Source organism: Polaribacter batillariae (assembly GCF_017498485.1).
GTDB classification, from domain to species: Bacteria; Bacteroidota; Bacteroidia; order Flavobacteriales; family Flavobacteriaceae; genus Polaribacter; species Polaribacter batillariae.
On the sequence record NZ_CP071795.1, the window covers coordinates 2,666,733 to 2,693,255 of the forward strand.

Annotated in this window: 25 protein-coding genes; 13 read left to right on the top strand and 12 right to left on the bottom strand. The window is 30.4% G+C overall.

All coding sequences use genetic code 11. From position 1 onward, the window contains the following. Positions 1 to 16 precede the first annotated feature (16 nt). Genes mreC through rodA form a run of 4 tightly spaced genes read left to right on the top strand, consistent with a single transcriptional unit; the run spans position 17 to position 4,493 of the window. Positions 17 to 844, top strand: coding sequence for a rod shape-determining protein MreC (mreC, locus tag JL193_RS11815; protein WP_207970995.1), 828 nt, complete (start codon positions 17 to 19; stop codon positions 842 to 844). Then, positions 837 to 1,340 (top strand): hypothetical protein, encoded by a 504-nt coding sequence (locus JL193_RS11820; RefSeq protein WP_207970996.1) that lies wholly within the window; start codon positions 837 to 839, stop codon positions 1,338 to 1,340. The genes mreC and JL193_RS11820 overlap by 8 nt, the downstream gene beginning before the upstream one ends. After that, positions 1,340 to 3,232: a penicillin-binding protein 2 gene (gene mrdA, locus JL193_RS11825; RefSeq protein ID WP_207970997.1), complete on the top strand. Its 1,893-nt coding sequence runs from the start codon at positions 1,340 to 1,342 to the stop codon at positions 3,230 to 3,232. Before JL193_RS11820 ends, mrdA begins: the two co-directional genes overlap by 1 nt. After that, positions 3,213 to 4,493, top strand: coding sequence for a rod shape-determining protein RodA (gene rodA / locus JL193_RS11830; protein WP_207970998.1), 1,281 nt, complete (start codon positions 3,213 to 3,215; stop codon positions 4,491 to 4,493). Before mrdA ends, rodA begins: the two co-directional genes overlap by 20 nt. 155 nt (positions 4,494 to 4,648) lie before the next feature. On the opposite strand, the gene hflX is transcribed toward rodA, so the two are convergent. Both hflX and JL193_RS11840 read right to left on the bottom strand, forming a co-directional pair. Further along, on the bottom strand, positions 4,649 to 5,860 hold the full coding sequence (hflX, locus tag JL193_RS11835) for a GTPase HflX (protein WP_207970999.1): 1,212 nt from the start codon (positions 5,858 to 5,860) through the stop codon (positions 4,649 to 4,651). 203 nt (positions 5,861 to 6,063) lie between these two features. Then, positions 6,064 to 6,417, bottom strand: coding sequence for a hypothetical protein (locus JL193_RS11840; protein ID WP_207971000.1), 354 nt, complete (start codon positions 6,415 to 6,417; stop codon positions 6,064 to 6,066). A 341-nt stretch (positions 6,418 to 6,758) separates the two neighbouring features. On the opposite strand from JL193_RS11840, the gene JL193_RS11845 reads away from it, so the two are divergent. Continuing rightward, positions 6,759 to 7,733 (top strand): endonuclease/exonuclease/phosphatase family protein, encoded by a 975-nt coding sequence (locus tag JL193_RS11845; RefSeq protein ID WP_207971001.1) that lies wholly within the window; start codon positions 6,759 to 6,761, stop codon positions 7,731 to 7,733. A gap of 139 nt (positions 7,734 to 7,872) precedes the next feature. On the opposite strand, the gene JL193_RS11850 is transcribed toward JL193_RS11845, so the two are convergent. Next, complete coding sequence (locus tag JL193_RS11850) at positions 7,873 to 8,112, bottom strand: hypothetical protein (RefSeq protein WP_207971002.1); 240 nt, start codon at positions 8,110 to 8,112, stop codon at positions 7,873 to 7,875. A 161-nt stretch (positions 8,113 to 8,273) separates the two neighbouring features. On the opposite strand from JL193_RS11850, the gene glpQ reads away from it, so the two are divergent. Continuing rightward, positions 8,274 to 9,254 carry a glycerophosphodiester phosphodiesterase gene (gene glpQ, locus JL193_RS11855; RefSeq protein ID WP_207971003.1) on the top strand — a complete coding sequence of 327 codons (981 nt, stop codon included), beginning with the start codon at positions 8,274 to 8,276 and terminating at the stop codon, positions 9,252 to 9,254. Here glpQ and JL193_RS11860 read toward each other — a convergent pair. The 5 genes from JL193_RS11860 to aspS all read right to left on the bottom strand — a co-directional run bounded on the left by JL193_RS11860 (position 9,251) and on the right by aspS (position 17,669). Beyond that, positions 9,251 to 11,026, bottom strand: coding sequence for a chloride channel protein (locus tag JL193_RS11860; protein WP_207971004.1), 1,776 nt, complete (start codon positions 11,024 to 11,026; stop codon positions 9,251 to 9,253). The two genes, glpQ and JL193_RS11860, sit on opposite strands and share 4 nt — an antisense overlap. Before the next feature lie 96 nt (positions 11,027 to 11,122). Then, complete coding sequence (locus JL193_RS11865) at positions 11,123 to 11,833, bottom strand: DUF6503 family protein (protein ID WP_207971005.1); 711 nt, start codon at positions 11,831 to 11,833, stop codon at positions 11,123 to 11,125. A 240-nt stretch (positions 11,834 to 12,073) separates the two neighbouring features. Beyond that, entirely contained in the window at positions 12,074 to 12,688 is a 615-nt protein-coding gene (locus tag JL193_RS11870) for a hypothetical protein (RefSeq protein ID WP_207971006.1), read from the bottom strand. Continuing rightward, the gene (locus JL193_RS11875) at positions 12,688 to 15,723 is read right to left on the bottom strand and encodes an HsdM family class I SAM-dependent methyltransferase (RefSeq protein WP_207971007.1); all 3,036 of its coding nucleotides are present in this window, start codon (positions 15,721 to 15,723) and stop codon (positions 12,688 to 12,690) included. The genes JL193_RS11870 and JL193_RS11875 overlap by 1 nt, the downstream gene beginning before the upstream one ends. Positions 15,724 to 15,914: 191 nt before the next feature. Then, complete coding sequence (gene aspS / locus JL193_RS11880) at positions 15,915 to 17,669, bottom strand: aspartate--tRNA ligase (RefSeq protein ID WP_207973466.1); 1,755 nt, start codon at positions 17,667 to 17,669, stop codon at positions 15,915 to 15,917. Positions 17,670 to 17,907: 238 nt separating this feature from the next. Between aspS and JL193_RS11885 the strand changes: the two genes are divergently transcribed. From JL193_RS11885 to JL193_RS11900, 4 genes are all read left to right on the top strand, one after another. Further along, positions 17,908 to 18,267 carry a cupin domain-containing protein gene (locus JL193_RS11885; RefSeq protein WP_207971008.1) on the top strand — a complete coding sequence of 120 codons (360 nt, stop codon included), beginning with the start codon at positions 17,908 to 17,910 and terminating at the stop codon, positions 18,265 to 18,267. 185 nt (positions 18,268 to 18,452) lie between these two features. Continuing rightward, complete coding sequence (gene rsmI / locus JL193_RS11890) at positions 18,453 to 19,124, top strand: 16S rRNA (cytidine(1402)-2'-O)-methyltransferase (protein ID WP_207971009.1); 672 nt, start codon at positions 18,453 to 18,455, stop codon at positions 19,122 to 19,124. Between the two features lie 62 nt (positions 19,125 to 19,186). Continuing rightward, a complete protein-coding gene (locus JL193_RS11895; protein ID WP_207971010.1) occupies positions 19,187 to 19,528 on the top strand; it encodes a HopJ type III effector protein in 342 nt (113 codons plus the stop codon). Between the two features lie 6 nt (positions 19,529 to 19,534). Then, positions 19,535 to 20,110 (top strand): uracil-DNA glycosylase family protein, encoded by a 576-nt coding sequence (locus tag JL193_RS11900; protein ID WP_207971011.1) that lies wholly within the window; start codon positions 19,535 to 19,537, stop codon positions 20,108 to 20,110. Positions 20,111 to 20,219: 109 nt separating this feature from the next. On the opposite strand, the gene JL193_RS11905 is transcribed toward JL193_RS11900, so the two are convergent. The 3 genes from JL193_RS11905 to JL193_RS17260 are packed head-to-tail and all read right to left on the bottom strand — an operon-like array spanning position 20,220 to position 22,993. Then, positions 20,220 to 20,822, bottom strand: coding sequence for a carboxymuconolactone decarboxylase family protein (locus tag JL193_RS11905; RefSeq protein ID WP_207971012.1), 603 nt, complete (start codon positions 20,820 to 20,822; stop codon positions 20,220 to 20,222). Between the two features lie 18 nt (positions 20,823 to 20,840). Next, positions 20,841 to 22,463, bottom strand: coding sequence for an Ig-like domain-containing protein (locus JL193_RS11910; protein WP_243456745.1), 1,623 nt, complete (start codon positions 22,461 to 22,463; stop codon positions 20,841 to 20,843). Further along, positions 22,451 to 22,993 (bottom strand): hypothetical protein, encoded by a 543-nt coding sequence (locus JL193_RS17260; protein WP_243456746.1) that lies wholly within the window; start codon positions 22,991 to 22,993, stop codon positions 22,451 to 22,453. Before JL193_RS17260 ends, JL193_RS11910 begins: the two co-directional genes overlap by 13 nt. A 100-nt stretch (positions 22,994 to 23,093) precedes the next feature. Here JL193_RS17260 and JL193_RS11915 point away from each other — a divergent pair, with 100 nt between their 5' ends. The 3 genes from JL193_RS11915 to JL193_RS17265 are packed head-to-tail and all read left to right on the top strand — an operon-like array spanning position 23,094 to position 25,432. Beyond that, entirely contained in the window at positions 23,094 to 23,525 is a 432-nt protein-coding gene (locus JL193_RS11915) for an OsmC family protein (protein WP_207971013.1), read from the top strand. A 34-nt stretch (positions 23,526 to 23,559) separates the two neighbouring features. After that, positions 23,560 to 25,245 (top strand): single-stranded-DNA-specific exonuclease RecJ, encoded by a 1,686-nt coding sequence (gene recJ, locus JL193_RS11920; protein ID WP_207971014.1) that lies wholly within the window; start codon positions 23,560 to 23,562, stop codon positions 25,243 to 25,245. Between the two features lie 4 nt (positions 25,246 to 25,249). Continuing rightward, on the top strand, positions 25,250 to 25,432 hold the full coding sequence (locus JL193_RS17265) for a hypothetical protein (protein ID WP_243456747.1): 183 nt from the start codon (positions 25,250 to 25,252) through the stop codon (positions 25,430 to 25,432). 694 nt (positions 25,433 to 26,126) lie between these two features. Here JL193_RS17265 and JL193_RS11930 read toward each other — a convergent pair. Beyond that, positions 26,127 to 26,498 carry a VOC family protein gene (locus tag JL193_RS11930; protein WP_207971015.1) on the bottom strand — a complete coding sequence of 124 codons (372 nt, stop codon included), beginning with the start codon at positions 26,496 to 26,498 and terminating at the stop codon, positions 26,127 to 26,129. Positions 26,499 to 26,523: the final 25 nt, after the last annotated feature.

The window sequence follows — 26,523 nt, forward strand, 5'->3', positions numbered from 1 at the left end:
TTGAGCAGTTTTAACTATGCAACAACTTATTTACTTTTTTCAGAAGTTTAAGTATCTTTTATTCTTTTTAATGTTGCAGTTAATCGCAGTTGCTTTAACTTTTAATAATCTTAATTTTCATAAAAGTAAATATGTAAGTTCTGCAAACGCAATTACTGGCGGTATGTATAACCAGGCTTCTAGTATTTTAGAATACATTCACTTAAAATCTGTAAATCAACAGCTTTTAGAAGAAAACACACTTTTAAGAAATCAATTAGAAAAAAACAATTCGGTTGTTTTTAATATCGACTCTACAGTGGTAGATTCTATAAAATACAACCAGAAATATACATTTACCAATGCCAAAATAATTAATAATAATTACTCGAAAGCTTTTAATTATCTAACAATTAACAAAGGTAAAAATGAAGGTTTAGATAAAGAAATGGCCGTTGTAAATGGTAGAGGTATTGTTGGAATAACAGATTTTTCTTCATCAAAATACACAAGAGTACAATCTATTTTAAATAAAAATAGCAACATTAATGCGAAACTAAGAAATCAATATTTCTTTGGAAGTTTAAAGTGGGATGGTAAAGATTATAATGTTGTTCAACTAACAGATGTACCAAGACAAGCTCCCGTAAAAGTTGGAGATACTATAGAAACTGGAGGAAGATCGACCATTTTTCCGGCAGGAATTTTAATAGGAACTGTTATAAATGTAGATAAAAATAACTCCGTAGATAATATTATTGATGTTAAATTATTTAACGACATGAGTAATATTGGACCTGTATATGTCATAAAAAATTTAGATAAAGAAGAAATTAAATTTTTAGAAAGCCAAGACATTGAATAAAACAATATATTTTGCATTGCTATTTGTATTCTTGCTTTTTTTGCAAGTTTTTGTGCTAAATAATATTTTATTTTTAGGATATGTAAATCCGTATTTGTACATCGCTTTTGTTTTTTTATACCCATTAAAAGTAAACCGTTTTCCGTTTTTATTTGCAAGCTTTACGCTGGGTTTGGGGGTCGATTTTTTCTCGGATTCTGGCGGAATTCACGCTTTTTCTATCTTAACAATTGCTTATGTAAGGTTGTTTTTTGTAAGAATTTATTTTAGAAAATATCCTGCAGATTATCCATTTTTTAATATACAATCCGAGTCTTTTGGTAAAGTTTTTAACTTTGTAGTAACTTTAACATTTATACATCACTTTATACTGTTTTCTTTTGCTAACTTTAGTTTTAATAATATATCTCATATAATATTAAATACACTATTTTCAGGTGTTTTTACGTTAGTATTATATTTCTTAGGAAACTATATTTTCTCTAAAAAACAATAATGCAAAAAAGCTTTTTAATATATTTTTTAATCACGTTAGTAGGTTTCGTTTTTATAGGGCGTTTGTTTCAGCTTCAAATAATTAGAGGAGAAAGTTACGATCCAATACACAACGCAGCTGTAAAAATTGAATATGATTATCCAGAAAGAGGATATGTGTACGATAGAAATGGTGTTTTGTTAGTAGCAAACCAGCTTTCTTATGATGTAATGGTTCAGCCAAATCAAGTAAAACCCTTAGATACTGTTGAGTTTTGCAAACTCATAAAAATTACCAAAGAAGATTTTTTAAAACGTTTTAAAAAGGCAGAAAACTATGCGCCTTATTTGCCTTCTGTATTTCTAAAACAACTGGCAAAAGAAGATTTTGCTTTTTTACAAGAAAAATTACATAAATACAAAGGATTTTTTATCCAAAAAAGAATTATTAGAAACTACCCCGTAAAAGTCGCAGCCAATGTATTAGGCTATATTGGAGAAGTAAACGAGAATTTGGCTAGAAAAAGCGATTATTACCAGCAAGGAGAATTGATTGGAAAAGACGGTATAGAAAAACAATACGAAGATTTATTAAGAGGAAAAAAAGGAAAGAAATATTACCATAGAAATCGATTTAATAAAGTTACAGGCTCCTACAAAAACGGAGAATACGATACACTTCCCGAAAACGGAAAAGACTTAACACTTACTTTAGATATCGAATTACAAGCCTATGCACAAGAGTTAATGAAAGGCAAAAGAGGAGGTATTGTAGCAATAGAACCTTCTACAGGAGAAATTTTAGCTTTGGTAACTGCACCTTCTTACGATCCTAATATGTTGGTGGGTAGAAAACGTTCTAAAAATTCGTCTATTTTAATGGATCCAGAGAACCCAGAAAGGCCAACTTACGATAGAGGGTTAATGGGGGCTTATCCTCCAGGATCTCCTTTTAAAATGATGAATGCACTCATAGGTTTACAAGAAAATGTAATTACAGAAGAAACACCATTTTATTGTAATGGTGGCTATAGATATGGTGGAAGAAAAGGAGAGTTTATGGGTTGCCATTGTGGTATTTATGGAAGAGCTGTTCACTTAAAAACAGCGATTGCAAAATCTTGCAACAGTTATTTTTCAAATACATACAAAAGAATTGTAGAAAAAAATAATAAACCAACAGAAGGTTTAAATAACTGGAACAAACACGTAGAAAGTTTTGGTTTAGGAAACTATTTAGGATACGATTTACCTGCAGGAAGCCCTGGTTTAATTCCAGATGGTAATTATTATGATGCAAGATTAAATTATAGATGGAATGGTTCTTCTACAATTTCTAATGCAATTGGGCAAGGAGAAGTTTTAACCACACCAATTCAATTGGCAAATTTTACAGCAGCAATTGCAAATCGAGGTTTTTTTTACACACCACACATATTAAAAAAAGTAGATAATATTTCTATTGATAACCCAGATTTTACAAAGAAAAAAATAACAACCATAAATAAAGAACATTTTAAGCCTGTTATAGAGGCAATGCACGAGGTTTTTAAAACAGGAACAGGAAGATGGAGCCAAGTAGAAGGAATAGAAATTTGTGGTAAAACAGGAACTTCAGAAAATCATGCAATTGTTAATGGTAAAAGAATTCAATTAGAAGATCACTCTATTTTAGTCGCATTTGCACCTAAAGATAACCCTAAAATAGCATTGGCTATTTTTGTTGAAAATGGAGGATATGGCTCTACAATTGCAGCTCCAATTACAAGTTTATTAATTGAAAAATATATAAATGGAAAAATATCGAAAGCAAATAAATACAGAGAAAAAAATATGCTAAATTTAAGTTTGCAAGATATTTATAATAAACAAATTGAAAAACCATTAGAAGAAATTGCGTCAGGAACGAAATAATATTTTTGCAGGTATCGATTGGATTTTAATTTTCCTGTACATAATTTTGGTGGGTTTTGGCTGGTTAAATATCTACGCAGCTTCAAATACAGAAAAAGCTGTAGAATTGTTAAGTTTTTCTACAAGATATAGCAAACAACTTATTTTTATTTGTTTAACAATTCCGTTAATAATTATAGTTCTTTTTTTTAATTCTAAGTTTTACGAAAAATTTGCAAGCATACTCTATATAATATCATTACTATCGCTTGTAGGTTTATTTCTTTTTGGAAAAAAAATTAACGGAGCAACTTCTTGGTATAACTTTGGGGTAATTGGTTTGCAACCATCAGAATTTGTAAAGGCATTTACAGCATTGGCAGTTGCAAAATTATTAAGTGATCGCCAATACAATTTTAAGTTAATTAAAAACCAAATAAAAGCCTTTATAATCGTATTTTTTCCAGCTATTTTAATTTTTTTACAACCAGATGCTGGTTCTGCACTTATTTATTTGTCGTTCTTTTTTGTTTTAAATAGAGAAGGGTTAACATTAAATTATATATTACTTGGTGCCGCATTTATCGTATTATTTCTTTTAACAATTTTCTTCGGAGCCAAATCGATGTTAATAGGGTCGTTTGCATTAATTACCATCATTGCATTTTATTTATTTTACAGAGAAGGAAAACGTTTTTTTCGTTTCAACTGGTATAAATTATTAGCAGTATATCTTATATTAGGGGTGTTTATTTCTGGAACAGATTATGGGTATAAAAATGTTTTGCCTTCGCATCAAAAAGATAGATTCGATATTTTGTTGGGTAAAAAAACAGATTATAAAGGAATTGGGTATAACTCTTATCAATCGGAACTAACCATAAGCTCTGGAGGTTTTAGCGGAAAAGGATTTTTAAAAGGAGATTTAACAAAAGGAGATTTTGTGCCAGAACAAGACACAGATTATATTTTTAGTGTTATTGGAGAAGAATGGGGCTTTTTAGGAACCACAACAGTAATTCTTCTCTTTATGTTAATGTTGTATCGAATAATCTATTTAGCAGAAACACACAATAACAAATTCGGAAGAATTTACGGCTATGGATTGGCGTCTATACTTTTTTTTCATGTAGTTGTTAACATAGGAATGGTTATTGGGCTCTTACCAACAATAGGCATTCCACTACCATTTTTTAGTTACGGAGGTTCTTCTCTTTGGGGCTTTACAATTCTGTTATTTATCTTTATTAGGCTAGATGCGCATAAAAATTATGAGTGGTAGTTTTAAGTATTGTTTTCTTTTACCTTCTTTTTATTATTGTTGTGATTCATTCAAACCTATATTTTTTCATCTTAAAAAACAAAACCATTTCCTTTAGTATTAATATTTTTTCACTTTTATAATGAAGCACAACTCCTACTATATTTTAACAATCTCTACTCTTCCTCTTTATATTCGTAATACAAAAAATCGTTATAAGGAAAACGCTGAATGTGAATTTTCTTTACTTCTTGGTACGTTTTTTCTTTAAAATCTTCTAAATTTTCTTTGTTTAAGGCAGAAATAAAAATAGATTCCACTTCTTTATCGTTCATCCATGTTTTTTTCCAATCTTGTAAAGTGTAGTGTTCTTTGGTTTTTTCTGTAACCAAATCGTCGTTTTCGATGGTTTCGTGTTCATAAGCATCAATCTTATTAAAAACCATTAAAGTGGGTTTGTCTCCACATTTAATATCGTTTAAAATGGTATTTACAGAAGCAATATGATCTTCAAAATTAGGATGAGAAATATCTACGACATGCAATAATAAATCTGCTTCGCGAACTTCATCTAAGGTAGATTTAAAAGATTCTACCAATTGTGTGGGTAGTTTTCGAATAAAACCTACTGTGTCTGTCATTAAAAAAGGGATGTTTTTAATAACTACTTTACGAACGGTGGTGTCTAAGGTTGCAAACAGTTTGTTTTCTGCAAAAACATCGCTTTTACTAATTACGTTCATTAAGGTAGATTTTCCAACGTTTGTGTAGCCAACCAATGCAACACGTACCATTTTTCCACGGTTTTTACGTTGCACAGCCATTTGCTTATCAATCGTTTTTAATTTCTTTTTTAAGAGTGCAATTCTATCGTTAATAATACGTCTATCGGTTTCTATTTCTGTTTCTCCAGGACCACGCATTCCAATTCCTCCTTTTTGTTTATCTAGGTGCGTCCAAAGTCTGGTTAAACGTGGTAATAAATATTGATGTTGCGCCAATTCTACCTGAGTTTTCGCGGAACTTGTTTGTGCTCTTTGTGCGAAAATATCTAAGATTAAATTGGTTCTGTCTAAAATTTTACAATCTAGAATTTTTTCGATATTTCTTAATTGCGCTGGCGATAGTTCGTCATCGAAAATGGCTGTTCCAATATTATGGGCATCTATATATGCTTTTACTTCATCTAATTTACCTGTTCCTAAGAAAGTTTTAGGATTTGGTTTTTCCATTTTTTGTACAAAACGTTTTACAGGAACTCCGCCTGCGGTTTCTGTTAAAAATTGTAATTCGTCTAAATATTCTTCCGATTTTTCTTCGTCTTGAAGTTGCGTAATTACACCAATTAATACGGCTTTTTCGGAAATGGCTTCTTTTGCGTCTATCATATGAGTACAAAAATACAAAGTTTTAGATTGTAAACAGCATAAAAAAACCTTAGCAAAAGCCAAGGTTTTAATAATTAATTCAAATTTAAAATACAGTCTTAAAAATTTTTAAATTTTTACTTCGAGACAAAATTAATACCTTACAGTATATTTAAAACAAGATTTCTTATTAAGAAATCTTGTTGTTAATGTTAATAAATTATTTATTTCGAAACGAATTTTACAGGCAAAATAAAAGTTTTCATTTTATACAAATTTTTTAAAGAAACCTTTTGGTAATTTAATTTCGATTTTACAAAATTTACAATACTTTCTTGTTCTGTCTCTACAGAAAGTACCACAATTTCTCCTTTTGAGTTTACAATAAATTTAATAGAAGCTTCTACAGGCTCGTTTAAAGTGTTTTGATATTTACCCAAAAGCGTTACCACTTTTGTTCTTAATTCAACATTTTCTTTTTTTGCTTTTTTATCATTATTATCATTATTATCATTGTTAGAAAATGCAGATAAAGTAGTCATAACCATTACTAAAAATACAATTGTTAGCTTTTTCATTTTTTTTAATTTTAGTTTCTTTTTGTTTTTTAAAATTTTTATTTAGTGCTAGCTAGCGATGTAAATTTACAGCCAAACTAATTTTAAAAACGATTTTTAATGTTATTAAAAAATATAGTTTTGGTTATCTTAAAGCATATTTTTAAAAACTTTACATTTATCTTAAATTGATAAAAGTGTACCATTAACTTGTAAAAGATATCGACTTTTTGTTATTAGTAAAAATTTCATAAAAAAACACGAACAAAACATTCAATTGATTTTAAAATCGACAAAACACTGTGTTAAATTATCGCTAATTCCATCGATATTTTTGTTACTTTTACGAGCAAACCTTTTATATGTTTCTATCTATTTTATCTAAAAAACAAAGCAAAAAAATTACTACCATCGCATTTTATAATGTCGAAAATTTGTTCGATACGATAGATAACCCCAATACTTTAGACGACGATTACACAACAAATGGAAAATACAAATGGACCAATAAACGCTACAGAATAAAAATAAAAAAATTAGGCTCTGTAATTTCTCAATTAGGGCTAAATCGCTCTAAATTTCCCCCAGCAATTGTTGGTTTGGTAGAGGTAGAAAATGCAAAAGTGGTAAATGATTTGGTAAATTCTACCAACTTAGAAAAACATCATTATGGTTTTGTACATCACGAATCTCCAGACGAACGTGGTATCGATGTTGCGCTTTTATACAACAAACATGCTTTTGAGCTTTTGGGTTCCGAAACCTTTGTTTTAGAAATAGAAAACGAACCTGGTGTTAGAGATTACACAAGAGATGTTTTAAAAGTTACTGGAAATTTGCATGGCGAATTGGTTTATATTTTAGTAAATCATTGGCCTTCTAGAAGAGATGGTGCAGAAATTACCGAATATAAAAGAATAAAAGCAGCCGAACTTAATAGAAGCATTATTGCTAGCATTAGAGAACAAAGTTTTGACGCTAAAATTATAATTATGGGCGATTTTAACGACGACCCAACCAGTATTAGCTTACAAACTTTGGCTTCTAACGATTTTTTAAATCCGATGAAAAATTTATTAAATCCTAAAAAAACAGGAAGCACCACTTATAATAAAAAGTGGAACTTATTCGACCAAATACTTTTCTCTAAAAACTTTTTAGAAAAGAAAAAAGGTAAATTGTATTTTAAACATGCCGAAGTTTTTAATAAAAAATGGCTAAAAGTATTTAAAGGAAAATTAAAAGGAAGTCCGTTTAGAACCTATATTGGTCCTTGGTATCAAGGTGGTTTTTCGGATCATTTTCCTGTGTATGCTTTTTTAAAAAAGGAAGATTAAAAGTAAAACTGATAAAAAACATTTTTTTTGAATGAAGAATTTATGGGCTTTTAAAAGAGGATAATAGAGTTCGTACGATGCCTATTTTTATAAGAATGGCAAGTTTACTTAGAGAAATTAGCTAGCATGAGAATTCGGTTTAACCTTTTCCTTGTTGCTTAAAAGCGTTTCTTAATTTATCATCATTTATAACATATTTTTTGTATTTACCATCTTTGTATCTATGGTAAATAAAAATGGGCATACATATAAACGACAAATACAAAACGCATAAACCCATTACAATTTTAGCTTTTTCATGTTCTGTGTTTATTAAATAAGCACCAATAGATACCCAAACTAAAAAAACGATAAAAAGTATTTTTAATAGAATTTTCATACTGCAAAACTACAAAAAGTCTATCTTTATTTTTTGATAATTAGTAATTATATCTGGTTGAGCCTTTCATTTATGTTCAAAAAAAAACTAAAGTCAAAACCTAATTATTTTCAAAATTATAAACCTCTCGACTGCGCTCGGGGAAATAAAAAATCTTATAAATGAAATCAATTTTATTATTTTTAATAGGTTTGCTATTCATTTCTTGTAAAGAAACTAAAAAACAATCTGTAATGAACAAAAAAATAGTAATCGCTCACAGAGGTGCTTCTGGCTATTTACCCGAACATACTATGGAAGCAAAAGCCATGGCCTATGCTATGAATCCAGATTTTATCGAACAAGATTTGGTGTTGAGTAAAGATGATGTTCCTATGGTAATTCACGATATTTATTTAGATGATGTTACCAATGTTGCCGAAAAATTTCCTGATAGAAAAAGAGAAGACAACCGCTATTATGTAATTGATTTTACGTTTGAAGAATTACAAACTTTAACAGTTTCCGAACGTTTTAATCCTAAAACTGGCGAACAATTTTATAAAAACAGATTTCCAAAAGGAAAAGGAAATTTTAAACTGCATTCTTTTCAACAAGAAATAGAAATGATACAAGGTTTAAACAAAGCTACTGGGAAAAATATTGGAATTTATCCTGAAATTAAAGAGCCCGAATTTCATAAAAAAGAAGGTAAAAATTTAACTGAAATCGTATTAAAAATACTGGCAGATTATGGTTACAAAACCAAAAAAGACCATTGTATTTTACAATGTTTCGATGCCAAAGAATTAGAGAGAATTCGCAAAGAATTAAAGTCTAACTTATTTTTAGTGCAGTTAATGGAATTCCCAGAAGAAACAAAACAATTAAAGCATTTTGCAACGTACGCAGACGGTATTGGGCCTTGGTACAAACAAATTTTAGACAAAAAAGTAAATGGAAAATGGGTAACAACGTCACTTGTGAAAAATGCACATCAATTAGGTTTAAAAGTGCATCCATATACGTTTAGGGCAGATCAATTAGACGAGTTTTCTACGTTTAAAGAAATGATGCAAACCTTATTAATAAATGCCAATGTCGATGGCGCTTTTACAGATTTTCCAGATTTGGTAGTAAACTTTGTGAATTTAAATAACTAAGAAGTTACTTCAATTAGTTTATTTCTGTAGGCAGTTAATAATTTCGATTTAGAGATAAAACCAACATACTTTTCATTTTTAACCACTGGCAAATTCCATGCATTACTGTCTTTAAATTTTTGCATTACTTTTTCCACAGTATCATTATAAAAAATAATTTCTGGGGCCGATTTCATAAAATCGGCAACAGTAGCAACTTTATACTGGGTTTGGTCGAACATCATTGGTCGAATATCATCTAACAAAACAATACCTAAAAAGCGTTTTTCTTGATCTAAAACAGGAAAAATATTTCTTTTTGATTTTGCGACTGACTTTTTTAGCATTTCTCCAAAGGTCATTTCTGGAGTAATGGGTTTAAAATTGGTTTCGATTAACTTGTCAATTCGCATCATCATTAACACATTTTTGTCTTTATTGTGTGTTATTAATTCGCCTCTTTTTGCCAATTCTACTGTGTAAATGGAGTTTGAAATAAAGTATTTTGTAAAGGCAAAACTAATGGCAGCTACTAACATTAAAGGAACAAAAAGTTCGTAACCTCCAGTAATTTCGGCAATTAAGAAAATTGCAGTTAGTGGTGCATGTAAAACTCCTGCCATTAAACCTGTGATACCAATTAAGGTAAAATTCGATTCGGAAACCGAAAACCCCAACTGATTTATAATTTTGGCAATTGCATTTCCTAAGGCAGAGCCCATAAAAATGGTTGGAATAAAAATACCTCCAACTCCACCAGCAGCAAACGTAGTTGTCATGGCAATTGCTTTAAAAATAGCGATAATTAACAACATAAAAACCACCATATATGCGTTTTGTAAATCGATATTATAAGGAATATCTTTGAGCGCTTTTGCAGTATCTCCGTTTAATAAATTGTTAATTAGTCCATAACCTTCTCCATACAAAGGCGGAATTAAATACAGCATAATTCCAATAGTAATTCCACCAATAATTAGTTTTTTAAACGAACTTTCGAAACGCCCAAAAAAATGGGTAATGGCAAAATACATTTTAGAGAAATATACAGAGGCAATTCCTGTAAAAAAAGCTAAAATGATATAAAAAGGAATGTCTTTAACTTGAAAAACATCTTGCAATTTAAAACCAAATAAAACGTCTGTTCCTACAAAAAAATAAGACGAAATTACAGCAGAAACCGATGCTAATAATAACGGAACTAAAGAAGCAAAAGCCAGGTCTAAACTAAAGATTTCTACCGCAAAAATAATCGCTGCAATGGGGGCTTGAAACATCGAAGACATGGCACCTGCAGTTGCGCAACCAACTAACAACATTCGGGTTTTTGCATTCATATGAAACAATTGCGCTACATTAGAACCCAAAGCGGCTCCTGTACTTACTGCTGGGCCTTGCAAACCTGCAGAACCTCCAAAACCAACAGTTAATGGAGCAGTAATTAAAGAAGCAAATATTTTGTAACGCTCAATAATTCCGTTTCTTTTAGAAATGGAATGCAAGGTGGTAGAAATTCCATGCCCGATTTCTTTTTTAATAACAAATTTCTTAATCGAATACACCAAGAACAAACCAATAATTGGAAAAATAAAATAGAGTGAGTAATGGTAATCTTTAATAAATTTTCCTTCTAATAATTCTTCAATTAAAAAAGTAAAATCTTTTAAAATAAAAGTTCCTAAACCTGCTAAAAACCCTACTAAAATGCTTAAAATATATACAAATTGTCGCTCAGAAATATATTTATATCTCCAAATTAACACCTTTTTAAGTATTTTATATTTTGTTGGCATTGTTTATTTTTGTCATTTCGACTTTATGGAGAAATCTTTCATATTATTAGAGATTTCTCAACTTCATTGCATTTCGTTCGAAATGACATTAGATTGTTAATTATTTTTTGCTGATAATATATCCGTTCCTAAATAACCATTATCTTTATTATAAAACCAAGCTCTGTTTTTAGGCATTTTTATACCGTTAATGGTTTCTAAACCAGATAATAAAATATATTCTCCACTATCTTTTGCTTCTTTAAAAAACTGATATACTTCCATCGCATACGTTTTTGGATTAAAATAAAAGTACCAAGTATCTTTACCTACTTCTTTGTTATAAGTTGCTTTTAAGACTAAATACTCTTTTCCTTTAAACATTTTTCTTTCTACTTTTTTATGGATAATGGTGCCTTTATCTTTCAACTTCATTGGCAAACCATATAAATAGGTGTAATAATTTTTATACAATTTTGCACGTTTGCAACTTAAACTGTATTTCTTTTTTAATTCTTCAGACGGATTTGTATTGCCGTTAATGGCCATACTGCAATCGCCTTTATGAATTGCATATTCTGTAACAATGGTGTCTTTTACAGCTTTCACTAAAAAATATTGTTCTGGTAAATTAATTCGGATTCTACTTTTTCGTGGAGAATTTTTAGGCATTTCCATAGTTACAAAAAATTCGCCTTTAAAGGTTTCCCAATTTCCATTTGGATCGTGAAATTCAATGGCTTTTTCTAATAATTGTTCTCCCGTAATTTCTTGTGAAAATGAGATTATTGATGTGAAAAAGATTGTAAATGTGATTAGTTTTTTCATAGTTAGAATTTAAAAAACCTCGTGAGTACGAGATTTAAAATTATATTTTAATTGTAGCTAGATGATATTTTTGCCTGTCATAAACCTCAATTAGATATCCATCATACAAATTTCTACTCCATACTAATTCTGTTATCCTAATAAAATAATTATACCAACTCCTTTCTCCTAACTTTGTTAAATCTAGTCTATTTTTTTGAATAGCTTCCAACATTTTAGCTTCAGTTTTATGCATAAATTTTAATTTACAAAATCAAAAAAAAGGTGTTTTAGGTTTCTATTTGTATGATTGGATTGATAGATAATATTTTCGATATTGAAAATAACTTCGGTTTCTCTTTTATCTTTTTTTAGAAGTTTATTAACTCCTTGTTCAACACATTGATTTATTGTTCCTTCTAAAATATAACCAACTAATAAGCCTTTACATTGATGATATTTTCCACCTATTAAAAAATTATCTATACCTGTATTTATGTAGCGTCTTTTTGAATCTGAATCTTTTGATTTCAAATTTTTAGCTTCAATATAGTAAATGTATTCATTTTTTAGCCAAGAAATACTGGTCAATCTCATATCTATTCTCGAAAATTTTGCTGCAAAACCTTTTTCAGGAGTAGTAGTTTTATCAAAAAAATGGTTTTCTACATTTGTAGAAATTTCCCACTTTTTTCGTTTAGGATTTTCATCAATAAAATTATGAAGAATTGCTGTAATATCATTTTCATCAAAACTCAATTCAATAGATTGATTACTGATTGAAGTTTGAAAAGCGTCTATAAATAAACTGATACATCTTTTTTCAAATTTACTTTGAAAATTAAGAAAAACAGAAGTAGCTAAGGTTCCTGCCATTATTCTTTCATGTTAAGAATTTCAACTAGCAATTTCTTACTATCTTCCATAGCAGCAGTTTCACTCCAAAAACGTCTTTGGTTAGGTTTTATGATGTACACATCATTACCACCATAATAATTTAAATTTTTTCTGAAATATAAATTTTGAGCTTCTTCTTTCCATAATTTTTTGTCTAAGCTTTTAAGAATTTTAGAAACATCTTCATTAGAAGTAATTGTTTTCTTTTGCTCATTACCAAATGATATTTTTACCAAGTACAAAGGGCAATTTCTGTCAATTTTATAATGTGTTGCAAATACTTTTAGGTTAACATCATCTAACCAATTGTTTAAATAGTTTGTTATTCTATTTGTAAAATGATTGATTTTTAAAACGGGTTTTATGGCATCAGAGTTTTTTTGATTCTCAAATAAATCTAAACTGTAATTTATTGTATCATTAACTATTATTTGTTCGTCTTTTGATAATTTTAAAAGTTGTTTGGTAATTATTAAATTTATTTCTTTCTGTAATTTTAAAATATTTTTTTCAAAACCTTCTGACTCTTCTAATTGTTTTAAAGCAACAATTTTATCAAAAGTTGAAACTAACAAATTTAAAGCTCTTTTATTCTCAAATATATAAGGTAGGTATAGAAATTCATTAGACATCACTTGCTCTCTTTCAATACCCCAAGATGAAGATACCAAAAACAAAAAATAAGTTGTAAATTCAGAATTTATAAGTACAACTATAGCTTTTTTCTCAAAATCAGACAAATTGCCATTAATAATGTAAGCCCCACTCATACAGTATGCATTATGTAGAATAAGTGAAGCTGTAATTAATTTATCTTTTTGACCTTTTTTGATGGCAATGTAAGGAGGTTTAAAAAGATTAGCATCTATCTTTCTAAAGTATTTATTATTTGGTTTTACAGCAGATAAAGGTGTATAATATCTTTCTATACTGCTTGTTTTGGTAATTGAAGCTGGAATAAAATCAGGGTTATCCTTATCTCCATTTAAACCTGTTTTATAAGAAATACTATTATTTTTGAAGTATTTACTAAAACTACTGTATTTATTTTCGATTTTTTTTATCAATTCAAAATCAAAATAATTACCCCACATTGCAATTTTCCAGATCTTAGTATCTTTCTTTTCACATTCTACTCTTGGTAGATGTTTTATGTCGGTAGCATCAATAACGATTCCTTCTAAAACTGAATTCTTTATGTAGGTTTTAGGAGCATAATAAGTAATTGTATCTTTCGGTTTTTTTTTGTCTTTTTGATAAAAAATAATACTTATTGGACCAACAGCCGAACCAAAAAGTTGACCTCCAGAATCTTCAGGAGCTTTTCTTAAAATAGAAAAATTGTAAACTTTTTCAACATAATTTTTTGAAAAAAGCCAACTTCTAAAATTTTGGTATGTTCCTCTTGTATTCGTTAAAATTTTGGTATTAAATATTAATGCAATTTTTCCTTTAGGAGCTAAAAAAGTAGCTTTATGCATAAATGGTAAAACCATTTCTTTTGCAAAATTTTCTTTAGTGCAATATTTCCTTATATTTTTCTGTTTACCACTAATGTCTTTTTCAGGAGATAATAGTTTTCCAAATGGAGGGTTGCCTACAACTAGTTGAAAATTTTGTAATTCTTTAATTTCAAAATCAGAAATGGTATCTCTTATAAAAAGATTATATCCCTGTGTTTTTTCATCTTTATTTTTTGGATTATTAATCAAATAAGGGAATTGTATTTTTTTATTCCACCAATCTGTTTTTGGGTCAAGGTTATCCAACAAAGCCAAATACAAACTAAAAGCAGCAACTTTTATTGATTTATCATCTATTTCAATACCAAAAATATTCTTTTTAAGAATATTAACTAAAATTTTAAAATCAGTTAGTTTATCAATATTATGATGTTTTTCATAACGTTTTACCAACCTTTTAAACGCTTGCACTAAAAATATCCCAGAACCACAACTTGGGTCAAGTGTTTTAATATTATAATCTGTTTTGTTATTTTGAATAGATAATTTTTCATTTAAAATCAACTCTACCAAAGATGGTGGAGTATAAAAAGTACCAGTATCCTTCTTTCCTTTTTTATCTAATTCAGATAAAAAATTCTCGTAAATTTCACTTAATAATTCTATTCTAATAATTTTAAAATCAAACAAACGCCAATCTTCAAAAAGGACTGTTTGATTATTATCTATATAACCATTTTTAAAGCATTTTTCTATTAATTCTAAATGATTTGATTTTACGATCTCTTTTTCAGTTTCATTAACTGTGAATAAACTTCCATTAAAATCATCTGCTAATCTTTTAAATAGATTATAAGTTGCTTTTGGGTCTTTAAGAATATCAAAATACGTTGTTGCATTTTCAGAAAAATAATTATAAAACTCTTTATCAGTTGCTCCTTTGTCCTCTAGAAACAATAAGAATAAAGAACGCATTATCAATTTATGAATAATATCTTTATCTTTTAAACCTTCTTTTTCTAGTTTTTCTGCAACGTTAATTAAACTTTTTACAAGAAATTTATCTACTCTATGCTGCAGATTTAGTTCCTTTCTAATTTCTTCAGCTTCAATTGCTGACCATATAAAACCAGTATCAATTGCAATTCTTGAAAATAGCGTATTTAATGTTTTTAATTTATCTACATCTGTTTGTTTACAGGATATAAGCTCTAACTTTTCAAGTTCTTTATCAAAATTAAAATTTATGTCATTTTTATTGTAGCCAAAAGGTTTTTTTGAACAATTATAAATTCTAATTTCGGTTTTCGTAAAAACATATAAAAATAAAACTTTTTGAAAATTCCAACAATCGTGATGTATTTCTGCGATTAATCTTAAGGTTTTTGAATCAAAAGAGCTTACTTCCTTTAAAAATAATGCTGGTTGATTTTCATTTCCATAAACTTCAACAAATCCATATTTTTTATTATCAAAAATATCAATATCAAAAAAATCACTTTTTTTAGCGAAATCAATGATATCTAAATTATCAATAATAGATTTTTTCATTTTTAAATTAAGTAGTTATAAACAAGCTGTTTAAATGAGGGATTTAAATCCCCTAAAATTACAAAAAACTAAACAAAAACACGACTTTTTTTTGACTTTTCCTAACGGAATAAAACTCGTAGGAAAATCCTATCAGAAACTTGCATTAGCATTTTTTAACCTAGAAAAAAACATAAATGCAGGGTTTTAATTTATTCCTGAATATCCAACTTCAAGTTCAATTCTTTCAATTGTTCATCATCAATAAATGCAGGGGCATCAATCATTACGTCACGTCCAGAATTATTTTTTGGAAATGCAATAAAATCGCGAATGGTTTCTTGTCCGCCTAAAATAGCCACCAATCTATCCAAACCAAAAGCCAAACCTCCATGAGGTGGAGCACCATATTCAAAAGCATCCATTAAGAACCCAAATTGTGCTTTGGCATCTTCTTCAGAAAAACCCAAATGTTTTAGCATGGTAGCTTGTGTTTGCTTATCGTGAATACGAATAGAACCTCCACCAATTTCATTTCCGTTCAATACCAAGTCATAAGCATTTGCTTTTACAGCTCCAGGATTGGTGTCTAACAATTCCATTTGCCCAGGTTTTGGTGATGTGAATGGATGGTGCATTGCATGATAATGCCCAGTTTCTTCATCTAACTCTAATAATGGGAAATCTATTACCCAAAGTGGCGCAAATACTTTTGGATCTCTCAATCCTAAACGTTCTGCCAATTCCATACGTAAAGCAGATAATTGTGCTCTTACTTTATTGGTTTCACCAGACAAAATACAGATTAAATCACCAGGTTTTGCACTGGTTTTTTCTGCCCATTTTGCCAAATCTTCTTGGTCGTAAAATTTATCAACCGAAGATTTAAAACTTCCGTCTTCGTTTACACGACAATATACCATTCCTAACGCACCTACTTGTGGTCTGCGAACCCAATCAATTAACTTATCAATTTCTTTTCTGGTGTAAGCATTTCCTCCAGGAACCGCAATTCCAACCACCAATTCAGCATTATTAAAAACGCCAAAATCTTTATGTTGTGTAACTGAATTTAACTCGCCAAACTCCATTCCAAAACGAATGTCTGGTTTGTCGTTTCCATACAAACGCATGGCATCATCGTACAACATTCTTGGAAATTTCTCTACTTCGACATTATTTACTTCTTTTAATAAATGACGCGTTAATCCTTCGAAAATATTTAAAATATCTTCTTGTTCTACAAACGCCATTTCACAGTCTATTTGTGTAAATTCTGGCTGTCTATCTGCACGTAAATCTTCATCTCTAAAACATTTTACAATCTGAAAATATTTGTCCATTCCACCAACCATTAATAGTTGTTTAAATGTTTGTGGAGATTGTGGCAATGCGTAAAACTGCCCTTCATTCATTCTACTTGGAACCACAAAATCTCTTGCACCTTCTGGTGTAGATTTTATTAAATAAGGGGTTTCAATTTCTATAAAATGTTGATCCGACAAGTATTTTCTTACTTCCATCGAAACTTTATGACGGAAAATTAAACTGTCTTTTACCGGATTTCTTCTAATATCTAAGTATCTGTATTTCATTCTCAAATCATCTCCACCATCAGTTTTGTCTTCAATTGTAAAAGGCGGAGTTATAGATTCGTTTAAAATTTCTAATTTAGACACCAAAACTTCTACATTTCCTGTTGGCATTTTACTGTTTTTCGACTCACGTTCAATCACCTTTCCAGTTACCTGAATTACAAACTCTCTTCCTAAAGATTTTGCTTTCTCCATCATTTCTTTTGGCGTGCGTTCTTCGTCGAACATTAATTGCGTAATTCCATAACGATCGCGTAAATCTACCCAAATCATAAACCCTTTATCACGCGATTTTTGCACCCAACCAGCCAAGGTTACTTCTGTATTTATATGCGAATCTCTTAACTCGCCACAAGAATGACTTCTATACATTTCTTTCAATAATTTAAGTTGCGAAATTAATCATTTTCCGTTAAATATGAATGTTTTGGGCGTTCATTTCTGAAATAGAAATGCCCCGCTTTTCGCTGTATCTTTTTAATTTTGTTCTCGATACAATTCTGCAAAAATGCAGAATTACTCGAACTGACAATTAAAAAGGTTAAGATTTTAAAAAAAAATCGAACGGTGTAAATCGGTAACGCGAAATTTGTTTCGTAAATTTGTCTTTATGAGCGTAATTAATATTCAAGAGAAATTTAATTTATTTTCCGACCATTGGTCGCCAAAAAAAATAGGCGAATTAAACGGACAACAGATTTTATTGGCCAAAATAAAAGGTGAATTCGTTTTTCATAAACACGACAATGAAGACGAGTTATTTATGGTTATTAAAGGAACTTTAGATATCAAGTTTCGTGATAAAACAATAACCTTAAACGAAGGTGAATTTTATATTGTACCCAAAGGAGTAGAGCATAAGCCTGTTGCTAAAGAAGAAGTTCATATTTTGTTATTCGAACCACTTTCTACCAAACATACTGGCGATGTTATTGCAGATATTACTGTGGAAGAATATGAATCTATTTAAAAGTGTAACGAAAACTTCTCGATACAAAATTCTTGAAAAAAGAATTTTACTAGAAGTAACAGTACGTGAATGTTTTATGTAAAAAAGTATAAATTATAATTAAACCACAACAGTAAGAACAAACTGTCGGTTCGAGTGATTTCGGTTTTTTTATCGAAATTGTATCGAGAACATATTAAGAAATTATGAGTAAACTATATATAGTTCCAACACCCATTGGTAATTTAGAAGATATGACTTTTAGAGCAATTCGTGTTTTAAAAGAAGTCGATTTTATTTTGGCTGAAGATACCAGAACAAGTGGAAAACTCTTAAAACATTTCGAAATTTCTACTCCAATGCACAGTCATCATATGCATAATGAGCACAAATCTGTAAAAGGAGTTGTTCAGAGAATTTTAAATGGAGAAACCTGCGCTTTAATTTCTGATGCAGGAACTCCTGCCATTTCAGATCCTGGTTTTTTATTGACTAGAGCTTGCGTAGAAAATAATATCGAGGTTGATTGTTTACCAGGAGCAACAGCTTTTGTGCCTGCTTTGGTAAATTCTGGCTTACCCAATGACAAGTTTATTTTTGAAGGTTTTTTACCTGTTAAAAAAGGAAGACAAACCCGTTTTTTGTTGTTAGCAGAAGAAACCAGGACCATGATTTTTTACGAATCGCCACACAAATTGGTAAGAACATTAGGTCATTTTATCGAATATTTTGGGGCCGAAAGAAAAGTTTCAGTTTCCAGAGAACTCACAAAAATGTTTGAAGAAACTGTAAGAGGAACTGCCAAAGAAGTGTTGGCTCATTATACAGCAAAACCACCAAAAGGTGAGATTGTTGTTATTGTTGAAGGGAAGAAATAATAGTTTATAGACCTCACAGGTTTTTAAAACCTGTGAGGTCTTTCATATAAAAAATATTAAAAATGAACATCCAACAATTCAAAACCAAATTAAAATCGAATCCAACAGCAATTACTTTTGCAGAAACGATGCAAGTAATTGAAGAGTTTTATAACTTCACTCCAACTGCTTTTACAAATGGAGAACTCAAAAACAAAGCTACAGAAAATACGGGTTCTTGCAAATTATTTGCATTTGCAAAACTTCAAAAATTAACGAAAGAAGAAACCTTATTTTGTTTTGGCGAACATTACAAAAATGTTTTAGAAGATAAAGACGGAGATGGACATCAAAATATTAGAAATTTTATAAAAACGGGTTTTAAGGGCTTGTTTTTTGAGCGTAAAGCTTTAGAATTGAAGTAAATATTTGTGAAAAATCTTTTATCAGAAATAAAAAAATGTACCATTTGCGAACCTTATTTAGATTTGGGTGCGAACCCTGTAGTTACCGCGCATAAAAAATCTAAAATTGTAATTGTTGGTCAGGCTCCAGGAACTAAAGTGCATGCTTCTGGAATTGCATGGAACGATGCCAGTGGAAAACAATTGCGAAAATGGCTAAATGTTTCTGACGAAGTTTTTTACAACACCGAAAAATTTGCCATAATTCCTATGGGATTTTGTTATCCAGGAAAAGGGAAAAGTGGCGATAAACCTCCCAGAAAAGAGTGCGCTCCACAATGGCACACACAAATATTTAACAAATTACCTAATATAGAATTGGTAGTTTTAATTGGTATGTACGCACAAAATTATTACTTAAAAGACAAAGCAAAAAGAACGTTAACTGAAACTGTAGATCATTATCCTGAATATTTACCAGACTATTTTGTGTTACCTCATCCATCTCCACGAAACCGATTTTGGCTTACAAAAAATCCATGGTTCGAGAAAAACGTAGTTCCTGAATTGCAAAAAAGAGTTTTAGAAATTTTGAAAAACTAGTAGGTCATTTCGAAATGAGAGAAGAATAAACGATTGAGAAATCTCTTTCAATATGGTCATGAGATACCTCTTCCTTCGTCATTCGGAATGACATATTAATTAAAAAATTTTAATATTTAGATCCATCGTGTTTGCCCACTTCAAAACCGTGTTTTCCTAAATATTGATTTCCAGAATCAATGGCATCTTCTTCTAAAGTAGTTCCCATTGAATCGTTCCAACGATTTAAATACCCAAAGAGAGAAATTACACCTAACATTTCTACAATTTCGCCTTCATCCCAATATTTGTATAGCTGTTCTTTAATTTTTGCATCTACAGCATTTGGCACCATAGAAGCTGCTAAAGAAAAATCTAAGGCAGCTCTTTCTGCGTTAGAAAAAGCAGGATGTGTTTTGTATTCCCAAATATTATCTAATTGTTCTTGTTCTGCTCCATAACGTTCTGCGGCTCTAATTGCATGTGCTTGGCAATACCTACAACCTGTTGCGTTGCTAGAAACCCAAGCAATCATTCTTTTTAAAGCAGATGTAACTCTACCTTCATTGGCCATAACTGCTTTATTTAAATTAATAAATGCTTTAGAAATTGCGGGTCTTCTTTGCATGGTTAATACAGAGTTTGGACAAAAACCCAAGGTTTCATTAAAAAATTCTGCAAGTTTTTGCGTTTCTAAATCGTATTCCGACGATAATGGCGTTACTAATGGCATATGTTTTTATTAAATTATTTATTTTCTTATTAAACTAAAACTTCCTTTCTTTTCTATAGATAAACCGTTTTTATCGGTTAAAATTGCTTGAAACCAATAACTGTTAGAAGGTAGTAATTTTCCTTTATATGTTCCATTCCATCCTTCACTTTCTTGCGATATTTTAGTTAAAAGCACTCCATATCTGTCGTAAATATAAATATTTGAAATTGTATAAAAGTCTTTATTGTATCCTTTTAAATGCCAAAAATCATTTTTTTGGTCGTTGTTAGGAGTAAAAAACCTTGGGAACTCTAATATCGAAAAAGTATATTCTGCAATTCCACAACCTCCTTTGTCTTTTATATATAATGTATGCAACCCTGTTGTTATTCCTTCGAAAAAACCTTCATCTTTATAGATTCCAAACTCATCATCTAAGGCAAATTCATAATTTCCAGATCCTATATTTTTAACTTCAACCGAAATAGAATTATTATCAGAATCGTCTATAATTAAAATATCGTCTTTGGTAACATTTGCAATTTCAGAATTTGTAACAACAATTGTTTCTTCTAAAGATTCGCAACCCGCTTTAGAAAATGCTCTTACAGTGTAAGTTCCAACATCTGTAATATTAATTTCTGAAGTATTTCCAGGAATTAGATTTCCTTCTTTTTTCCAAACAAAGGTATAATTATCTTGTTTGGGTACAACTTTTAAAGTTACAGAACCAATATCTTTACACAGTACAACGCTTTTATTTTCGACATTAAAGCTAGGTATTGTAGCATCTACTTCTGCAATTACCTCTATTCTGTTTAAGGATGTACAATTAGAATCATTTGCTTCTACAAAATAAGATGTTGTTGCAGTTAACAAAGGAGTTCTGTAAGTATTTCCTGTAAATATAGGAGTTAAACTTGTTAAAGAATCGTACCAATTTACCTCACCTTTTGAAGCTGTTGCTGTTAGCAATGCTGTTCCAGAGCAAATAAAATCGTTTTTGGTATTTGTTATAGCAGGTCTTTGATTTGCAGTAATTGTTATTGGTATTCTTGGCAAAGTTGTACAACCATCAACAGAAACTGAAGCGTAAAATGTGGTGGTTTCTGAAACTGTAGTTGTAAAATCGTTTCCTGTGAAAATTGAAGCGCCTCCAGTTTTTGAAGTGTACCACAAAACTTGCCCTTCGCTTTGGGTTGCAGAAATTGTTGCTGTTCCAGATTCGCAAATACTTGCTTCTGTAAATGCAGTTATTTGTGGCAAATAAATACGAGAAGTTGCTACAATATTTAATGGAGGATCGTTTGGCATGCCATATTCTACAATATAACCTTTAGGTACGTATAAACCTGTTCCTCCTACGTTTGGTAAATCGTTCCAAGCTCCTCTAATTCCTATGGAAGGATCTGTAATATGTGCATAATCTTCTCCAGTTGTATTATTTCCTCTAAAGTCATTTGGTTCGTTATTATTCCAATTTGCAAAATTTGGAGTGGTGCTACTAATTTGTCCGTTCCAAAAAACAGTGCCAGCTTCTGGGCCAGTTACCCATTTCCAAACACCTTCTGTTTCTTCGTCAGAACCACCAATCCAACCTGCTCCAGAAGCTTGTTTTCCAGCAAAATCTGCTTCTTTTTCGCTCGTTAAAGTTGCCAAGTAACCTTGCCTTCCGTAATAAAATTTTTTTTAGCTTCAATTTTGGCATCCTTCCAAGTAATGCCTTGTGCTGGAATAAATTCGTAAAAATGGTCTGTTTCTTTTAGGTAGTTTTTATCATCTACAGTTAAAGAAAATATTTTTTCTTCGGGAATTGTATTTGCGGTGGTGGTAAAAACTACTTGTTTTACAGCTTCAATTAAGTCGGCAAATAACATTTCTGAACCAGTAACTTTAGAAGATAAAGTTAACTTTCCTTCATTTGAGTTCCAATTTTGGGCAATTGTTGGATGACTTCCTAAATCTAAGAAATCGAAACCATTTTGATAACCAGAAGAAATTTGAATGAAAAAAAACGCTATTCCAACATCATCAGAATCTGTAATGGTAAAATCTTCGACAACATTTATAGCCTTTCCAATACAAAACGCTTGGTTGCCATTTGCCGTAATTACTGGGGCACTATCCGTTTGTGAGTAAGACAAAATGGATTGTAATAAGGCATATAAAAGAAATAGATTCTTTTTCAATTGATAAATTTTCTCCATTTTAACTCTTAACTTGTAAACAATGTTGCTATTTTTGTAAGACAGCCCAATTTAATACTTCAATTTTAAAAAATATAATTTTATGGTTAAAAATATAGTTACCACTGTTTGGAGAGAAAAATCGCAATTCGAAACCGACAATCCTAGTGGTTATAAATTAACAATGTTCGATAAATCTCAAGACAATGGCGACACTGTTGGTTTTGCACCCAAAGCGTTAATGCTGTCTTCTTTAGCAGGTTGCTCTGGTTTAGATGTAGTTTCTCTATTAGAAAAAATGCGCGCGGAAGTTGCCGATTTTAAAATTGAAGTTACTGCAGAATTAACAGACGAACATCCTAAATTTTACAACAAGGTAAAAGTAGATTATCATTTTACAGATGCAGCATTACAGCCAGAAAAAATACAGAAAGCGGTAAATTTATCTGTTACAAAATACTGTGGAGTTATGGAAATGTTTAGACAGTTTGCAGAGGTAAAAACCGAAATATTTTTACATAACATAGAAAATTAATTAAATAGATGCCGAAAAAACCGGCATAAAAACTATGAGATGGAGTTTAAAACCGAAACCTAACCAAGAAAACGTAATAAAACTTGCTAAAGATTTACAGGTTGATAAAACCATTGCCACAATTCTTTGTCAAAGAAATGTAACTACTTTCGAGGAAGCAAAAAAATATTTTCGCCCAAGTTTAAAAGATATTCATAATCCTTTTTTGATGAAAGATATGGATTTGGCTGTACAAAGGATTGAAAAAGCCATTTCTAACAACGAAAATATTTTAATTTATGGCGATTATGATGTAGATGGTACCACTGCTGTTTCTTTGGTTTCTTCTTATTTAAAAACGATAACCCCAAATGTAGCTACTTACATTCCAGATAGGTATGCAGAAGGTTATGGGGTTTCTTATGCAGGAATCGATTTTGCAGAAGACAACAACTTTTCTTTAATTATTGCTTTAGATTGTGGTATAAAAGCCATCGAAAAAGTAGCATATGCAAAAGAAAAAAACATCGATTTTATTATTTGCGACCACCACAAACCTGGTAAAGAAATTCCAAATGCGGTGGCTGTTTTAAATGCAAAACAAGAAGATTGTAATTACCCTTTTGATGAGCTTTGTGGTTGTGGAGTTGGTTTTAAATTAATTCAGGCTTTGGGTGTCTCCAGAAACCAAACAATAGAACACTTTGTACCTTATTTAGATTTGGTTGCCACTGCAATTGCTGCAGATATTGTTCCTATGATTGGCGAAAATAGAACCCTAACTTATTTTGGATTGCAAGTAATTAATTCGCAACCAAGAAATGGAATTAAAGCCATTATTCATCAAATTAAAAAGAAAGAATTAACAATTACAGATGTTGTTTTTATCATTGCCCCAAGAATTAATGCTGCAGGTAGAATGAAACATGGTAATTATGCTGTGGAATTGTTAACAGAAATGGATTTAGACTCTGCCATTGAATTTGCGGCAGCAATCGAAATTTTTAATGCAGATCGTAAAGATTTAGACCAAAAAATTACTGACGAAGCAATCATTCAAATTATTGATAATAATGAAGAAGAACGTTTTACCTCTGTTGTTTTTAAAGAAAATTGGCACAAAGGGGTCATTGGAATTGTAGCTTCTAGATTGATAGAAAAATACTATAGGCCTACATTGGTTTTTACCAAAAGTGGCGATAAATTAGCAGCTTCTGCACGTTCTGTAAAAGGTTTCGACGTGTATAATGCTTTGGAAGCATGTAGCGAATTTATAGAACAATTTGGCGGTCATAAATACGCTGCTGGCTTAACGTTGTTGCCAAAAAATTACGAGAAGTTTAAAAATAAGTTCGAAGAAGTTGTAAAAAATACGATTGATAAAAAATTGCGAACTCCAGAAATTTCGATTGATGCAGAAATCGATTTACCGGAAATTACAGATAAGTTCTTTCGAATTATCAAGCAAATGGCACCTTTTGGTCCAATGAATATGAAGCCTATTTTTAAATCTACTTGTGTTAGAGACAATGGTTATGGCAAACAAGTTGGCGCAGACAAAACCCACTTAAAACTAAACGTTTTTCAAGCAGATAACCAGAAAACCTACAATGCCATTGGTTTTAATTTAGGTGATAAAATAAAATTTGTACAAGACGAATTTGATATTGTGTATGCTTTAGATGAAAACGAATGGAATGGCTATAAATCTGTGCAATTGTTATTGAAGGATTTGAAGTAGAATTATGAAAATCTATGGAATAAGTGGTCTTGGAGCAGATAAAAGAGTTTTTAAATATTTAACTCTTAACTATAAACTTATTCTAATTGATTTGCAAGTTTTGGTAGATTATATGATTGTTTACAAAGCCGAAGAAATTCGCGAATTTATTAATAAAACGACTCCTAATAACGTGAGTTCGACATAATATCTATTTAAAAACCAGTATATTGTCATTTCGAACGAAACGCAGTGTAGTTGAGAAATCTTATCTTTAGCCTAAGATTTCTCCATGAGGTCGAAATGACAGTTTTAAAAAAAAACCATGACTATTTGATAAACAGTATTTTTTAAATTACCATTTACCATTTGAAAATACTGTAATAAATCGCCTTTTTTTCTTTCTATTTCAGAATAAAAAAAACCGTAGCTAAGGCTATGCTTTCGTTTTCTTGTTTATATAAAGAAAAAAATCATCCATTTTTTTTCCAGTAATCTCAAACAATAACGGGTATAATATCTTGTCATTTCGAACGAAACGCAGTGTAGTTGAGAAATCTTATCTTTAGCCTAAGATTTCTCCATGAGGTCGAAATGACAGTTTTAAAAAAAAACCATGACTATTTGATAAACAGTATTTTTTAAATTACCATTTACCATTTGAAAATCCTGTAATAAATCGCCTTTTTTTCTTTCTATTTCAGAATAAAAAAAACCGTAGCTAAGGCTGCTTTCGTTTTCTTGTTTATATAAAGAAAAAAATCATCCATTTTTTTTTCAGTAATTTCAAACAATAACGGGTATAATATCTTGTCATTTCGAGCGAAACGTAGTGAAGTCGAGAAATCTCTTTCTAACTTATGTTTTGGATTTCTATACAAGGTCGAAATGACAAACGAACTCTAAACATGCTGATCAATCAAAATAGCATTTCCATCTGGGTCTAAAACTACAAAACTTGCGGGGCCAGAAGAGGTTTCATCTGCTTCTGTTTCTAATTTTATACCTTCCTTTTTTAAATGTTGTTGAATGGTTCTTACATCATCAAATTCATCTAACTTGTTGGCAGATTCATCCCAACCAGGGTTAAAGGTTAGTATGTTATTTTCGAACATTCCTTGAAATAAACCGACCAAAGAATTTCCGTTTTTAAGAATTAAATAATTCTTTTCGATTTGTCCTGCAAAAACGGTAAAACCTAATTTTTCGTAAAATGCGCGTGATTTATGAATGTCTTTTACGGCTAAACTGATTGAAAATGCTCCTAATTTCATACTTTTTGGTTTTTAATTGAGGTTT

Bases quoted from the DNA above. Each gene is read 5' to 3' on its own strand.
- JL193_RS11870 (WP_207971006.1), bottom strand. From the start codon at position 12,688: ATGGCAGGAACCTTAGCTACTTCTGTTTTTCTTAATTTTCAAAGTAAA.
- JL193_RS11915 (WP_207971013.1), top strand. From the start codon at position 23,094: ATGGTTAAAAATATAGTTACCACTGTTTGGAGAGAAAAATCGCAATTC.
- JL193_RS11845 (WP_207971001.1), top strand. From the start codon at position 6,759: ATGTTTCTATCTATTTTATCTAAAAAACAAAGCAAAAAAATTACTACC.
- JL193_RS11875 (WP_207971007.1), bottom strand. From the start codon at position 15,723: ATGAAAAAATCTATTATTGATAATTTAGATATCATTGATTTCGCTAAA.
- glpQ (WP_207971003.1), top strand. From the start codon at position 8,274: ATGAAATCAATTTTATTATTTTTAATAGGTTTGCTATTCATTTCTTGT.
- recJ (WP_207971014.1), top strand. From the start codon at position 23,560: ATGAGATGGAGTTTAAAACCGAAACCTAACCAAGAAAACGTAATAAAA.
- JL193_RS11895 (WP_207971010.1), top strand. From the start codon at position 19,187: ATGAACATCCAACAATTCAAAACCAAATTAAAATCGAATCCAACAGCA.
- hflX (WP_207970999.1), bottom strand. From the start codon at position 5,860: ATGATAGACGCAAAAGAAGCCATTTCCGAAAAAGCCGTATTAATTGGT.
- JL193_RS11850 (WP_207971002.1), bottom strand. From the start codon at position 8,112: ATGAAAATTCTATTAAAAATACTTTTTATCGTTTTTTTAGTTTGGGTA.
- JL193_RS11885 (WP_207971008.1), top strand. From the start codon at position 17,908: ATGAGCGTAATTAATATTCAAGAGAAATTTAATTTATTTTCCGACCAT.
- JL193_RS11865 (WP_207971005.1), bottom strand. From the start codon at position 11,833: ATGAAAAAACTAATCACATTTACAATCTTTTTCACATCAATAATCTCA.
- aspS (WP_207973466.1), bottom strand. From the start codon at position 17,669: ATGTATAGAAGTCATTCTTGTGGCGAGTTAAGAGATTCGCATATAAAT.
- JL193_RS11840 (WP_207971000.1), bottom strand. From the start codon at position 6,417: ATGAAAAAGCTAACAATTGTATTTTTAGTAATGGTTATGACTACTTTA.
- rsmI (WP_207971009.1), top strand. From the start codon at position 18,453: ATGAGTAAACTATATATAGTTCCAACACCCATTGGTAATTTAGAAGAT.
- mreC (WP_207970995.1), top strand. From the start codon at position 17: ATGCAACAACTTATTTACTTTTTTCAGAAGTTTAAGTATCTTTTATTC.
- JL193_RS11930 (WP_207971015.1), bottom strand. From the start codon at position 26,498: ATGAAATTAGGAGCATTTTCAATCAGTTTAGCCGTAAAAGACATTCAT.
- JL193_RS11860 (WP_207971004.1), bottom strand. From the start codon at position 11,026: ATGCCAACAAAATATAAAATACTTAAAAAGGTGTTAATTTGGAGATAT.
- JL193_RS11905 (WP_207971012.1), bottom strand. From the start codon at position 20,822: ATGCCATTAGTAACGCCATTATCGTCGGAATACGATTTAGAAACGCAA.
- mrdA (WP_207970997.1), top strand. From the start codon at position 1,340: ATGCAAAAAAGCTTTTTAATATATTTTTTAATCACGTTAGTAGGTTTC.
- JL193_RS17265 (WP_243456747.1), top strand. From the start codon at position 25,250: ATGAAAATCTATGGAATAAGTGGTCTTGGAGCAGATAAAAGAGTTTTT.